This is a genomic window from Rhodococcus sp. 27YEA6 (genome assembly GCF_044908235.1).
Lineage (GTDB): Bacteria > Actinomycetota > Actinomycetes > Mycobacteriales > Mycobacteriaceae > Rhodococcus_F > Rhodococcus_F qingshengii.
The window spans coordinates 179,321-192,823 of record NZ_JBIYCY010000008.1; the positions used below are offsets into that span (position 1 = coordinate 179,321).

Here is a 13,503-nt window from a genome sequence, read left to right on the forward strand (position 1 = left end):
GCGCGGGTTACATGGCCAGTGCCGCGAGGTCCGGCTGCACGATGTCGAGAGCCTGCTGCGGCACCGCGACTGCGTCGCTCGACCATCCCCAGATCGAGTACAGCTCACGGCCGGGGTCGGTGTATCCGTCGCGGCCGTGCAGTACCCGGTAGTTGTCGATGCAGATCATCTCGCCGGCTTCGGCGCGGAACATCGGACCGCTGTCGCGCACGTGAATCACAGCCTCACTCCACTGCTTCACCAGCGGCCACTGCGCTACTTCCGATTCACCGGCGATCGGCGCGAGGTACGGGTGATAGCGAACCTGGTTGCGTCCACTCGGCACCGTCCTGGCGATCGGCGCAAATGTGTTCTGCGGGAGGTTCGGTTCCGAATGGTCGATGTCTGTGCTCCAACAGAATTCGGCCAATTCAGCGGTTGCGGGATCGAAGGCGAGCAACCGCGTCAGTTTGAGCGCATCGATGAGAAACGAGTCGCCGCCACTCGGATACGCCGGACGCTTGCACCACAGAAACAGATAGTCGGGCGCGTAGTCACCGAACGCAAAACCGTCGTTGTGGGCGGTCATCCGCTCGCCGGAGATGCCGAACGAGCGCTTCCTGCCGCGTTCGTCCACCGGTTGGGTGTCGACGACAGCTGCTTCGGCATCCTGACTCTTGGCACTCGCCTCGAACTGACGGCCGACGCGAATGCACTTCTCACCGAGCAACTTCGACGCGAAGGCAATGGCATCTTCCTCGGAGCGCAGGCCACCGAAGACCGCGGCGCCGTCCAGAGCGATTGCCGCCCGGACGGCCTCGACCGTGTCCACGCGCCGCGGAACAACACTTGCCAGCGTCAAATCGGAAGAGAACATTCATGACTCCATACGTCGAGTTGGCCAAACGGTTCAACTCGAGCGTAGGAACTCGTCATTTCGACGGCGTAACTCCGGAAACCGATTCGGTTACGGAGCCAGCCTTCAGATCACCCGGCCTTTCAGATCACCTTGCCGGGGTTCATGATTCCGTGGGGGTCGAGTGCGCCCTTGATCGCGTGATGCATCGCGACGACGGCCGGTGACAGTTCTTGCGCCAGGCCACCCATCTTCAGCAGGCCGACGCCGTGCTCGCCGGTGACGGTTCCGCCCAACTCGAGGGCGTTGTCGATGATCTCGGCAAAAGCGGCCTGAGCGCGCCTTCGCGCCGCTTGGTCGTCGTGTGGCGTGATCAGCAGCGGGTGCAGGTTGCCGTCACCCGCGTGCGCGATGTTCGCGATGTGCGTGTCGTGCCGGGCCGAAATGGCCTCGATGCGCGCCAACATCTCCGGGACCGCTGCCTTGGGGACGCAGATGTCCTCGGTGAGCACCGGGCCGAGCCGCTCGAGGGCGGGGTACGCCAGACGCCGGGCGGAGAACAAGGCGTCGGCTTCCTCCTGATCGGTGGATCTGGCGCTCCAGGTAGCCCCGGAGCGGTTGAAGCAGGCCAACATTCGCTCAGCTTCGGCGTCGCCGATCTCGCCAGGTGTGTCGATGCGGCCGAGCAGGACCACCTCGGCATCGGCCGAGAGGCCCATGTTCTTCCAGGCATCGACGGCAAGGAGACACTGCCGATCGATCAACTCGAGGGCCGACGGCGTGAGACCGTCTGCGGCGACGGCTTCGACGGCCTTGCCCGCAGCAACGATGGAGTCGAAGTATCCGACGATGGTGCGTTCGGGATCGCGCTGAGGACGAAGCTTGACGGTCACCTCGGTGATCACCCCGAGAGTGCCTTCGGAGCCGACCATGAGTGCCGAGAGATCAAACCCAGCCACTCCCTTGGCAGTTCGACGCCCGAGCCGAACCAGCTCACCGGTTCCGGTGACCACCTGCATGCCCAGTACGTAGTCCTTGGTGACGCCGTACTTGACGCAACACAGGCCGCCGGCATTGGTCGCGACGTTGCCGCCGATCGTCGACCAGGGTGCGCTCGCCGGATCGGGTGGATACCAGAGGCCGTGCTCGGCGCAGGCGTCGCGGAGGTGATCGTTGACCACTCCGGGTTCGACCACGGCCAAACGCTCGAGGGTGTTGATCTCCTTGATGGCGTTCATCGCGTCGAAGGCGATCACGACGCCGCCGGCGACTGCATTGGCTCCGCCCGACAGACCGGTTCCGGCGCCGCGCGTGACGACGGGCGCACCGTGGGCGATGCACGCCTGCACAACTGTCTGTACCTGCTCGGCTGTGCGCGGGCGGACCACTGCGACAGGCATCTCGTAGGGAGCCCACTCGGCGTCGTCGTGGATGTAGCTCGCCATGATGTCGGGGTCGGTGATCAGTCGATCCGCATCGATCTGCGAGCCGAGCGCCTCGAGGAGTGTCATGTCTCCACGATAGTGACGGCGGCTACACCGCCCCATGTAGATTTACTCCGAGAAACCGGAAACTGTATGGACATTCTCTCCATACTCATCTTTGGTCAGACGAGTTGGTCTGACGAGTTGGTCTGACAAGGGAGCGCGGATGCACGAGAACTGGCTACAGCTTCTCCTGGCCGAGGCATCCACCGAGGAACTGATCGAACACCGCGATCAGTTGGCCGCTGGGTCAGGCCCCGAGGTCGCCGCCGAGATCGAGCGAGAAGCCCGATCGGCGCTTCAACTACGAAGTCTCCTGGCTCAGCGCCGACAGCGCGCCACCGAACTCGGGGCACTCAACGACATCGCGTCGCTGCTCACCACGATGCACGATCACCACGCCCTCCTGCAGGAGATCGTGGATCAGGCCAAACGACTACTCGGGGTCGACCTTTCGTACCTGGCTCTCATTCACGACGACATCTTGATCATCGAAGTCACGAGCGGTGCGTACACGTCCCAACTGCTCGGCCTCACGGTTCCGTTCCGCGAAGGTCTGATCGGTCGAGTGGTCGAGAACTCTTCTCCTGCTTGGTCGTCCGACTATCGCAACGATCCCTCGTTTGCACATATCGGACCGGCCGACGACGCAGCACGAGCCGAGAACATGCGCGGCCTGTTGGCCGTTCCGCTGACTTTGAACGGCAAGATCCTGGGTGCCCTCTGCGCGTGCAAACGTCAAGAGCGCCGATTCGGCAACGAGGAAGTTGCGTTGCTGTCCGCCCTCGCAGCTCATGCCTCGGTGGCGATCGAGAATGCCCGCTCTCTCGAACGCTATCGCGCGACGGTTGCAGAAGTGAACGCCGCGAACACCGAACTTGCCGAGCGCACAGCACTTCTCGAACAGACACTGACCTGGGACCGATCGCTCACACAAGTTGTCCTGCGCGGCGGTGGAGTCCGTGAACTCGTGGAGGAAACCTCGGCGTCGACGGGTTCGCCGGTGTTCTTCGTGACCGGAACATCCGAGATTCCACCGGGACTGCAACGGGTGAGCGAGAGCGTGCATCGGGTCTTCGACATCTTTGCCGCTGACCGACGCGAGCAGGAGGTGACGCTCACCGTCGGTGAGCAGTTCCTGTTCGCCACCGAAGTACGCAGTGCCGGTGACCAACTCGGAGTTCTGTTCCTACTCTCGCGCCAGGAACCCACCGCCGCCATGAGATTGGCACTCGAAAGGTCTGCTCCCGCCATTGCGCTGGCACTGGTCGGCGAACGGGCAGCCCGGGAAGCCACCCGTCGGGCACGCGACGCATTTCTGGTCGATCTGATCACCAGGCCTGCGCCGACGCCGGCCGAGGTCACCGGTCAGTTCCGCCTGGCCGGGCTCAATCCTGACCGCTCGTACACCGTCGTGGTGGCCCGCCCGGCCGACGCCGTCGACCGTGCGCGTCGCAGTATCGAGGAAATTGCATTCCCGTCAGGAACCGTTGTTGCCGAACATGGTTCACGAGTCATCGCACTGATTCCCGGAATGTCACCGGCAGCAGTTGCGAAGGCGTGGGTTCAGCCGGCGGAGAACCCGACCGTCGGAATCGCCGATCCCGCGGTGGGAGCGGAAGCTCTGGCGCGAGCCTATGTCGAGGCACAGCACACCGTCGACGTCCTCGAGACTCTCGGGCGGGCCTCCCACGTGGAGCCGGCAAGTTCACTCGGTATCTACCGAATTCTCCTCAGCCGCACCGGCCGCGAAGAACTCGAATCGCTGACGCAGCGGTCCCTCGGTCCTCTCCTCGAGGAGGAGCAACGACGCGGCGTTCCGCTATTGGACACCCTCGCGTCGTACCTGTCACACAATTGCAAGCATTCTGCGACCGCCGCCGCGCTCGCGATTCACGCCAACACTCTGTACCAACGGCTCGAGTCGATCGACAGGTTGATCGGTACACAGTGGCGTCAGCCGGACCAGGCGCTCGATCTTGCGCTCCTGATCCGGCTGCGTGCCAGTGCGGGGAAACTCGGTCAGATCTGAGCGGGCTTGCTCGATCGCTTTGCCAGCGCCACCACAAGGATTGCGGCACAGAGCATCACGGCGCCCACCACCCACAGTCCTGCCTTGGCATTTCCGGTCACATCGGTGAGCCAGCCGGTGATGTACGGAGCACCGAAGCCCGACGCGTTGCCGATCGAGTTGATCATGGCGATGCCCGCGGCCGCGCTGGCACCCGTCAGGAACGTGGTGGGAAGGTACCAGAATACGGGGAGTGCACACAGCACGCCGACGGCGGTGAGCGAGACCGCGATCATGACGGTGAACGGTGAATCCAGGTACAGCGCAATCGGAATGGATACCGCGCCCAGGAGCGTCGGGGCTGCAACGTGCCACATTCGTTCACCGGTCTTGTCGGAATGGCGGCTCCACAGCACCATCGCGACAGCGCCGATCGCGTAGGGGACGGCCACGATCAGGCCTGTCTCGACGAGCGAGAAATCGGTGTTGAACGTCTGCTTGAATCCCGCGACGATGCTGGGCAGGAAGAAGCTCAAAGCGTAAAGGCCGTACGTGATTCCGAAGTAGACCAGACCGAAACCGATGACGCGGGGATCACGCAGGGTTTTGCCGGCCGACTGGTGACCGGCGTCGCCGAGTTCTTTCTCCTCGTCGGCCATCGACTTCATCAGCCAGGTGCGCTCCTCGAGGGTCAACCACTTCGCGTCGGCGGGACGGTCGGTGAGGTAGAACCAGACGACAAACGCCAAGATCACGGCGGGCAGACCCTCGATCAGGTACATCACGCGCCATCCGGCGAGGCCGAACAGTCCGTCGCCGTACTGGATGATGGCCGCCGAAAGCGGGGCACCGAGCGCCGACGAGAGCGGAAGCGTCAGCAGGAACAGACCCATCAGGCGCACGCGGTACTTCTTCGGGAACCAGAAGGTCAGGTAGAGAAGAACTCCGGGGAAGAAGCCGGCCTCGGCGATGCCCAGCAGAATGCGGAGGAAATAGAGGCTGCCCACGTTAGGCACGAATGCCAGCGCAGCGGCAAGGATGCCCCAGGTGAGCATGATCCGCGCGATCCACAACCGGGCGCCGAAGCGGTGCAGGGCCAGGTTGCTCGGCACCTCGAACAGCAGGTAGCCGACAAAGAAGAGACCGGACGCAAGGCCGAACATCGTCTCGGTCATCCCGAGGTCGGCGCTCATGGTGAGCTTCGCGAAGGCGATGTTCGTACGATCCAGATAGTTCACGAAATAGAGCAGGATCAAAAAGGGGATCAGTCGTCGCGCTACCTTCTTCACCACGCGAGATTCGATCTCGCTCGGCGCAACCCCACCGTCAGTGGTGGTGCTATCGGTGGAGGTCATGGCAGGGGTACTCCTCGGAAAAGGTCAGCGTTGCTATCTACGAAGTGACTCAAGCCACAGTAGAAGCACGACTGAGCCCAACCTATGTGGACAATCTCTACAGAAGCCGTCTCTGCATGTGCGATTGCTCCCAAAGATCCGGCAGATGATCCCGGGCAGCCCGACGAATGTCCCTGATCAGCCGAAGGCGACAAACCCGTCTGAGCTGGGGGTTTAGCGCTACGAGCACCGAGTCAGTGGTTAGTGTTGTCGCCGAAACAGCCAGAGCAAGTGCGGACGCACCGCATGACTTGAAGGACAGAACATGACGAAGTTGGTTCGGACCACGATGACCCGCCGGTCCTCCACCGCAGTCGCTGCCACCCTCGCGGCGGTCGCCCTATTCGCCTCCGCCTGCGGCAGCGACTCCGACAAGACCGACTCCGACAAGAGCGCTGCCGGCGCCTCGTCCGCTACATCCTCGGCCACCGTCGGCGGGAAGACGCTCGACGCCAAATTCGAGACGAAGTGCGCAAAGGACGGCGGCACGACAGTTATGACACTGCTCGACGCGGAAAATGCCACTTACGGCATGTTGACCGTCTCGGCCATCGTCGATGAATCCGGCACGGTTCAGACTGCTGGAATTGCCGGAAGCGAGGGTGGATCGAACGGTCTGCCGTACACCGCCGGATACGCACCGGGACTGCCCGGCGGATCTGCCAGTGCCAAGCAGGACGGCAATACCTTCGTTGTGACGGGCGAGGGAATCGGCGCCCGGGACAAGGGCAACCCGACGGCGACGTCGAGCTTCGAGATCACGTTCGCCTGCGAGTCCATCATCGGCGGCTGAGCCATAGAACGGCTGGGCCCTAGGATTTTTGCTAACTGATTCCCAGCTGTTCGCGCAGTTGGACGACGCGGAGCACGATGACTCCCAACGTCACCACAGTGACGGCACCAAAAGCGATCCAGCCGATCCGCACTGCTTTCACGCGGTTCTCACCGGCGCCCAACCACTGTGGGGCGTACAGGAATGCAGCGGCCGTTGCGGCACCTGCCACCAGACCTCCCGCGTGACCCCAGAACGAGATCCCGGGCAGCGAAATGCTGATGATCACATTGATCGCGATCACCGAGATGATCGGGACCGGGCTTCGACGCAAACGCAGTAGAAGGACGGCCTGTGCGCCCATGATGCCGAAGATTGCACCCGACGCTCCAGCGGTCCAGGACAGGGCCGTGAGCGAGGAGAACACCGGCTGGAATGCCATCACCGAGGCGGAACCGCCGAGAAGCGAAACCAGGTAGATGCCGATGTACCTCGAGCGGCCCATCACGATTTCGGTGTCGCGGCCCAGGATGTAGAGGGCGTACATATTGACCGCGAGGTGCAGGATTCCGAAGTGCAGGAACCCGGAGCCGATGAGCCGGAACCAGTCACCGCTGGCGACCAGCCCCGGATTGAGTGCCCAGTTCGCGAAGATCGACGAGCCGACCTGATTGTTCATGATGCTTCGCGACTGCGCGAAGGTCGCGAGGAACGCCAGGACGTTGAGCCCCATCAAGGTGTACGTCACGACCGGGACCGCGCGGGTGGGGCTCACGGCATTTCCGGCGACGCCCCGAACGGGACGGACGTCACGCTGACCGGCAGCTACACAGTCAACACATTGGTATCCCACCGCCGCCTCACGGAGACAGTCCGGGCATGCCGGACGTCCACACCGATTGCAGGAAAGTGCGGTAGGTCGATCTGGATGGCGGACGCACCGCGGTTGGGGCGGGATGCCCTCACTCGCACCGCCGCCCCAACCGGGGTTCGTCATCTGCTTGTTTTACCTGTTCAGGAGATGGTGATGCTGTTGATCACGACGGGCTCGACCGGACGATCGCCACGATCGACGGCGGTGGAGGAGATAGCGTCGACAACCTTCTTGGAATCGTCGTCGAGAACCTCACCGAAGATGGTGTGGCGACGGTTCAGGTGCGGCGTCGGGCCGGTGGTGATGAAGAACTGCGAGCCGTTGGTTCCCGGGCCTGCGTTGGCCATGGCCAGCAGGTAGGAGCGGTCGAACTGCAGTTCCGGGTGGAACTCGTCACCGAACTTGTAGCCCGGGCCGCCGGTGCCGGTTCCGGTGGGGTCGCCACCCTGGATCATGAAGCCGTCGATGACGCGGTGGAAGATGGCACCGTCGTAGAACGGGCCGGTCTTGGTGCCGGCGGCGTTTGCGGTGGTGTACTCCTTCGAGCCGTCGGCGAGGCCGACGAAGTTCTCGACGGTCTTCGGCGCATGGTTGCCGAACAGAGCGATCTTGATGTCGCCGCGGTTCGTGTGCAGCGTTGCGGTTGCGGTCTGATGAGTTGAAGTCACACCACCATCGTGCCATTGCCGGCGTTCTCGCGGATGTCGCCCCGCAAAAGTCTCCCTGTCCTCGCCCCACTGTTATGGCACAGTGAAGTCATGACACGAGTGACCGAGTCCCTCAGCACGCAGTTGCCCGACACCTTCGATCACGCGCGCGCCCGCGTCGAGGACACCTTCGACGAGACTGCCGCCTACCTCGAAGAGACAGCGGCTCGCATCAAGGAGTCCGAGGCAGCCGACAACGCTCGCCGCATCGCTGCGGTGGTCGCCACGTCGGTCGCTCGCGGCGCTGGGCAGGTCGGGTTGTTCCTGGGTCGTCAGGGCAAAGTCCTCGCCAAGAAGGGCGTCGAGCGCGCAAAGGCCATCCCCACGAAATCCACGGAACGCACCGAGAAGCCTCGCGGTCGCAAGCGCGTCACCGTGTTCGTCATCGCCGGTGTTGCGGTGATCGGTGGCGCGGTGTTCTTCAAGAGCCGCCGACGCGAGCATCCGCCGGTCGCTTCCGCACCCCCTCGCCTCGAGGAGAACTCGGCCGAGAAGACCGCTTAGTCGACATACGAAAAGCCCCGGAACAGATTGTGTTCCGGGGCTTTTCGATGTTCACGTTCAGCAGTTGGACGGTGCTGGGACGTTGTTGAAGCGATCGATCATGTACCCGACGGATTCCGGGGTACCCACCAAGTACGGCGTTGCATGATTGATTGCCATGCCCGGAATGATCGGGGGCAGTTCGTTGACGGAGAACTGCACCGTCGCACCCTTGCCGCACCAGTCTCGCGCCAGTTGCTGTCCCTGGCCGAACGGAACGATGTCGTCGGAGCGGCCATGCTGAATGAGCACGGGCGACTCCGGCGTCAGCTTGCCGATCTTCTGCTCATCGAGGATTGCCTGCGCCATGGGTAGACGCGCCAGAACCGCGGAGAGTGATTCACCGGAATTGGTGAAGTTCGACGACTGCTGGAAGCCGAACTGCAATCCACTTTCGGCGACGCACTGGTTCTTGGTGGCGGCCAACATCTGTCGGCCGCGATCGTTGATCTCGGCGTCGAGCAGCGGCTGAACCTCGGGGTACTGGGCAAGGATCCCGTTGAGCGCGTATCCGATCACTCCGGTGAGGAACGTGCCGTCGACCTGCTGCAGCGTCGCCGCCAGATCGGCGGGCGGTGCACCTGCGTACGTGCCCTTGAGATCAAGCTCAGGAGCATACGACGGCTTCAATTCCGTTGCGGCAGCGGCAGCTCCACCACCTTGCGAGTAACCCCACAGTCCGATGGGGCCGTCGGCGGGAATGCTCGTGTTCGGGAGTTGCTGAGCGGCTCGCACCGAGTCCAGAACGGCGTGCGCTTCGGCTTCACGGTTGACGTAGGTGTGATCGCCCGGAGTTCCGAGGCCCTCGTAATCGGTGACGACGACGGCAATGCCGTTGAGCAGCAACGTGTTCACCCAGATGGACTCGTAGCCGACCATGACGTCCGTCGGGAACTGGTACTCGATACCGGTGTTGAACAGCTTGGACGGAGCGCATTGATCGCCCTGCCCGTGCGTTCCCACCGCTGCGGCAACCAGTGGACGCGCCCCCTGCCCGGTCCACGGGTTCGACGGTTCGAGATAGGTGCCCGTCACGGCAACGGGGGCGCCCTTGGCGTCCTCGCTTCGATACATGATCTTGGTGGCGGTTGCCGGCCACGCACCGTTCGATCCGGGCACGCTCAGCAGCAGTGGTGACGGCTCACTCTTGATGAGATCTCCGTTGGCACCTGCCGGAAGCTCGACCGGCGGCGTGTAGAAATCCGCCGGCTCCGCCGTTGCGGCAGGGGCCGTCACAGCACCCATGACCAGTGCCGCGACGGAGACCCCGGCCGCCCACCATGCTCTGCTCTTCACGTTTCGATCTCCCCACGTTCGCTTGCGCTGTGGCTTGGCACACAGCGAACGCAGAGTAACACATACCTCACGTAACACTTTTTCGTGAGGTTTTCGCCTTAACAGGCTGAAATACAACCGTTTACGACTACTTCGTGGGCTCCAGATTGGTGGTCAGCAGCGCACGAAGCTTGTCGGTATCAGCCGAGGTCCAGGCCTCGGGGTGCAGGATCTTGGCCCACATGTCCGCTGCATCCTCGCCGTAATTGTGACCGTGCCCGGACGGGACGTCAGCCGAGAAGACCATGTCGAGGGTTACCTGCCAGAAGGTCACGAGAGGAACCCATGTCATTCCCGGATCCACGTCGCGACCCAGCGGTTCTTTGAGCCAATCCGGCTTGTTGAGCAGCAGGTCGAAGGACCACCACGTGATCGGGTCGCTGGCGTGCTGCCAGTACACGATGCGATCGTCGTCCCAGTCCGACTTCAGCTCCAGATCTTCCGGATCACCGGCAAACCGAATTGCCTGGCCACCGTCGATCACCGGCAGAATCTCCGGTGAGCCCGAGTCACGACTGTCCGTGATTTCCTGCCACTGAGCAGTGAAGTTGGGGGTTCCGACCCACAGTGCGCCGTCGACGCGCGTCATCATGTCCTGAGCGCCGGCAAATGCTGCCTGGCCACCGTAGGAGCCGAGGCTCTCACCGAAGACAACCAGCTCCGGTCGCGTCTCCACGGGCAGGTCGATCCACTTGGCGTACACCGCGTTGAACAGTGCGCGGCCGGCGATCATCGGCGTCTCACGGTCGGCGATGAAGGCCAACGGACTCGGAAGAAACGAGTACTGCATCGACGCGATCGCCGTGTCCCCGCCCTCGACGTACTCGAACGCCGACGCGACGTCCTCGTTCACCCAACCGCGACCGGTGGTCGTGACAACTGCGAGAGTTCCGCGGTCGAATCCGCCGGTGCGCTCCAACTCGTCGACGACCCGCTGTGCGACACCGTTGATCGAGTCCGAGGATTCACGTCCGGCATACACCCGGATCGGTTGCTTCGCTTCACGTCCGGTCAATGCAGAGATCTCGGCTGCAGTGGGACCGCTACCCATGAAGGTGCGCCCCTCCTGACCGAGAGAATCCCAAGCCTCGGCGGACATCGGCGAACCGCTCCGCTCTGCAATCATGGGCTGTTCGATGCCGTCCGGTGTTTCGTGATCCGCACCGGAGAAACTCCAGTTCGCGAAGGCGATCAGCCCGTTGTACAGCGCACCGTTCACGATGAAGATGCCGAGGGCGAAGATGACGATCAAGCTGCCGACCTTCGCCGCCTCGAGGGGAACGAACCGTAGTGCGACGGCGGTGAGCTTGTTGGTGGTGAACCGAAGACCACGGCCTGCCTCGAGCAGGATGAACCAGATTCCGAGCGAAATCATCAACACCAGAAGATAATTCGCTTGATTGGTGCGTGGAGCTTCCACGAGATCGCGAACGATCTGCTGCCACCACGAACCGAGGACCAAGAACGTCGGCACCAGAATGACGGCCGCGACCAACAGGATTCGCCAGCCGATCTTCTTGGTGCGATCCGACCACTGCGGTTCGACGCCGCACTTGCGGATCATCCAGGCAACCGTCACGCCGACGCCGTATCCCATTGCGAGCGAGATGCCCGTCGCAACGCCCTGCAGGTACCACGCGCGCGGCAACAGGGACGGACTCATCGACCAGGTGAAGAAGACCAGAGCAAAGGCAAGCCCGACCGGGTGCAGCGTCTTGCAATAGAGGCGCAGCCGTTCCCACACACGTTTCATGCCGGAATCGTATGCGCCCCGTGCCCGAATCAGGTCACGAGGCGCACACGCGTCCAGTCTGTTTACGGGGCGAAGCGCAAAATCGCGGCAACTGCGCCGCCGCCCGGAATGTCCTCCGCGCGAACAGCGAGCACCCGCGCACCCGTCAGGAGCGCACGACGAGCGATCTCGTCGACGACCCCGTAGGTGCTTCCGTTAGTCGACTCACCGGTCGTGAGAGCGCCCGTCTGGGGATCGAGACTTCCGGGTACGACGGAATCTATGTCGATGAAAACGGTGTCGACCTGTCCGTACGTCGCGGCTGTTGCCACGTCGGCGACGTCCGTCTGAGTGCGTCCCTGTTCCGTGCGCACATTGAAGGTGTCCCGCACCGCCGCCAGCTGCTCGGCATGGAAGTCGTCGAGCGCCGGACGCGAACCGTCCGCCACTTCCTGCGTCGACAAGGCTTCCGGGTTTCCCTCGACGGTTTTGTCGACCAGGTGGCGGTACGAATTCACGGAGCGATACACCGACGCGATGGGTTCCGCAGCGGCCAGAATCAAGGGGACGTCACGGCCGGCGAGCACACCGCGGACCTCGTGATCGACTGCGCGGGCGTACTGATTGACGCGCAACTTTCGGCTGTCCGACCCCGACAACCGACCCGCTTCGGTACGGCTGTTGATTGACGACTTGCCCGCGTGATCCGCAGCGTTCTTCGGCATTCCCTGAACACGAACCTCGTCGGCCGGCTGATCGGCAGCGATCTCGATCAGTCGCACCGAACCCTCTGCCAGAGCGAGAACAAACGCCGTCTGGGGGAACGTCACCGAACGGAGCAGTGGCTTGAGATGAAACCGATCGCTGACCGTTTCGAGCGCCTGCAGACGGTTGGGGAGGCGGAAGGTCACCAGACGGTCCGGCGTCGCGTACGTGACCAATGAGCGCGACTGGAAGCGCCAGAAATCGTCGTCGTCGTCGAGCTCTGCGTATTCGGCCTCGAACTGCTTGCGCTCGGCCGGATCCTCCACCGATGCGAGTGCCGAGCGGACCTGGTCCTTGAAGGCTATGCGCGCTTTGTCGTAATCCTGCGGCGCATCTTCAGTCGGAGTCACGATGGTGATGCAGGTGGGCCCTTCCACCTCCGCGAGTGCGGCAATTTCACCGTGGCTGGGAATGTCGTTGTGAAGCACTACGAACCTCCTGAAATTGGGTTCTCCTCACGCTACGCCCGGCTGGTTATGACCACTAGACTTTCCGGAGAATTCGGGACGAACGGTCCATAGTGGGCGCGGTTCTGGCCACCCCACTCCGAGCGAACGGCATGTTCATCGCCTTCAGTGCGCCGAAAGTGCCGTTCGCTCAAAAACGGGGGCACACAAGTCGGGCAAGTCGGGCACCGGCCGGGGCGAGCAGAGATCGGGTACATCGGCATACAAAAACACCCTCCCGGATCCCGGGAGGGTGTTTTCTTACTGTGGAGCCTAGGAGATTCGAACTCCTGACATCTGCCTTGCAAAGGCAGCGCTCTACCAACTGAGCTAAGGCCCCGTTCGGTTTTCTGACCGGAGTCAGAGTACCTAGGTTCTATCCTGTTTCCAAATCGTGCCAAACCTTGTCTCCGCGCTGACTTTTGATCAGCTTGGTGACCCCGAGAGCTACCAGAATTCCGGCCCCGACAAGCAGGAAAACCTTCATTCCAGCAACCCTTCTTCGGCACATGGGAGTGGGCCTAGGAGGACTTGAACCTCCGACCTCTTCATTATCAGTAAAGCGCTCTAACCACCTGAGCTATAGGCCCCTGAACCGATTCCAA

Annotated in this window: 11 protein-coding genes and 2 tRNA genes; 3 read left to right on the forward strand and 10 right to left on the reverse strand. The window is 62.8% G+C overall.

Annotated features, from left to right (window positions below; genetic code table 11):
- Positions 1–7 precede the first annotated feature (7 nt).
- A complete protein-coding gene (locus tag ABH939_RS21185; protein WP_404650084.1) occupies positions 8–856 on the reverse strand; it encodes a TauD/TfdA family dioxygenase in 849 nt (282 codons plus the stop codon).
- A 122-nt stretch (positions 857–978) separates the two neighbouring features.
- Positions 979–2,346: an FAD-binding oxidoreductase gene (locus tag ABH939_RS21190; RefSeq protein ID WP_404650086.1), complete on the reverse strand. Its 1,368-nt coding sequence runs from the start codon at positions 2,344–2,346 to the stop codon at positions 979–981.
- Between the two features lie 139 nt (positions 2,347–2,485).
- On the opposite strand from ABH939_RS21190, the gene ABH939_RS21195 reads away from it, so the two are divergent.
- Positions 2,486–4,351: a helix-turn-helix domain-containing protein gene (locus ABH939_RS21195; protein WP_404650087.1), complete on the forward strand. Its 1,866-nt coding sequence runs from the start codon at positions 2,486–2,488 to the stop codon at positions 4,349–4,351.
- Here the strand turns inward: ABH939_RS21195 and ABH939_RS21200 are convergent.
- Positions 4,342–5,685, reverse strand: coding sequence for an MFS transporter (locus ABH939_RS21200; RefSeq protein ID WP_003942551.1), 1,344 nt, complete (start codon positions 5,683–5,685; stop codon positions 4,342–4,344). The two genes, ABH939_RS21195 and ABH939_RS21200, sit on opposite strands and share 10 nt — an antisense overlap.
- A 304-nt stretch (positions 5,686–5,989) precedes the next feature.
- Between ABH939_RS21200 and ABH939_RS21205 the strand changes: the two genes are divergently transcribed.
- Positions 5,990–6,517 carry a lipoprotein LpqH gene (locus ABH939_RS21205; protein ID WP_058227419.1) on the forward strand — a complete coding sequence of 176 codons (528 nt, stop codon included), beginning with the start codon at positions 5,990–5,992 and terminating at the stop codon, positions 6,515–6,517.
- Between the two features lie 31 nt (positions 6,518–6,548).
- Here the strand turns inward: ABH939_RS21205 and ABH939_RS21210 are convergent, their stop codons facing one another.
- Both ABH939_RS21210 and ABH939_RS21215 read right to left on the reverse strand, forming a co-directional pair.
- On the reverse strand, positions 6,549–7,493 hold the full coding sequence (locus ABH939_RS21210) for a rhomboid family intramembrane serine protease (RefSeq protein ID WP_404650088.1): 945 nt from the start codon (positions 7,491–7,493) through the stop codon (positions 6,549–6,551).
- Positions 7,494–7,510: 17 nt separating this feature from the next.
- A complete protein-coding gene (locus ABH939_RS21215) occupies positions 7,511–8,038 on the reverse strand; it encodes a peptidylprolyl isomerase (protein WP_007729190.1) in 528 nt (175 codons plus the stop codon).
- 90 nt (positions 8,039–8,128) lie between these two features.
- Here ABH939_RS21215 and ABH939_RS21220 point away from each other — a divergent pair, with 90 nt between their 5' ends.
- A complete protein-coding gene (locus ABH939_RS21220; protein WP_039973062.1) occupies positions 8,129–8,581 on the forward strand; it encodes a hypothetical protein in 453 nt (150 codons plus the stop codon).
- Positions 8,582–8,638: 57 nt separating this feature from the next.
- Here the strand turns inward: ABH939_RS21220 and ABH939_RS21225 are convergent, their stop codons facing one another.
- From ABH939_RS21225 to ABH939_RS21245, 5 genes are all read right to left on the reverse strand, one after another.
- Positions 8,639–9,916: a lipase family protein gene (locus ABH939_RS21225; protein WP_404650089.1), complete on the reverse strand. Its 1,278-nt coding sequence runs from the start codon at positions 9,914–9,916 to the stop codon at positions 8,639–8,641.
- A 127-nt stretch (positions 9,917–10,043) separates the two neighbouring features.
- On the reverse strand, positions 10,044–11,708 hold the full coding sequence (locus tag ABH939_RS21230) for an alpha/beta-hydrolase family protein (RefSeq protein WP_007729186.1): 1,665 nt from the start codon (positions 11,706–11,708) through the stop codon (positions 10,044–10,046).
- Between the two features lie 62 nt (positions 11,709–11,770).
- Positions 11,771–12,880, reverse strand: a complete 1,110-nt coding sequence (locus tag ABH939_RS21235; protein WP_054828211.1) for a hypothetical protein — start codon at positions 12,878–12,880, stop codon at positions 11,771–11,773.
- Between the two features lie 285 nt (positions 12,881–13,165).
- Positions 13,166–13,238, reverse strand: a tRNA-Ala gene (locus tag ABH939_RS21240).
- A gap of 176 nt (positions 13,239–13,414) precedes the next feature.
- Positions 13,415–13,488: transfer RNA gene (locus ABH939_RS21245), tRNA-Ile, on the reverse strand.
- Between the last annotated feature and the right edge of the window lie 15 nt (positions 13,489–13,503).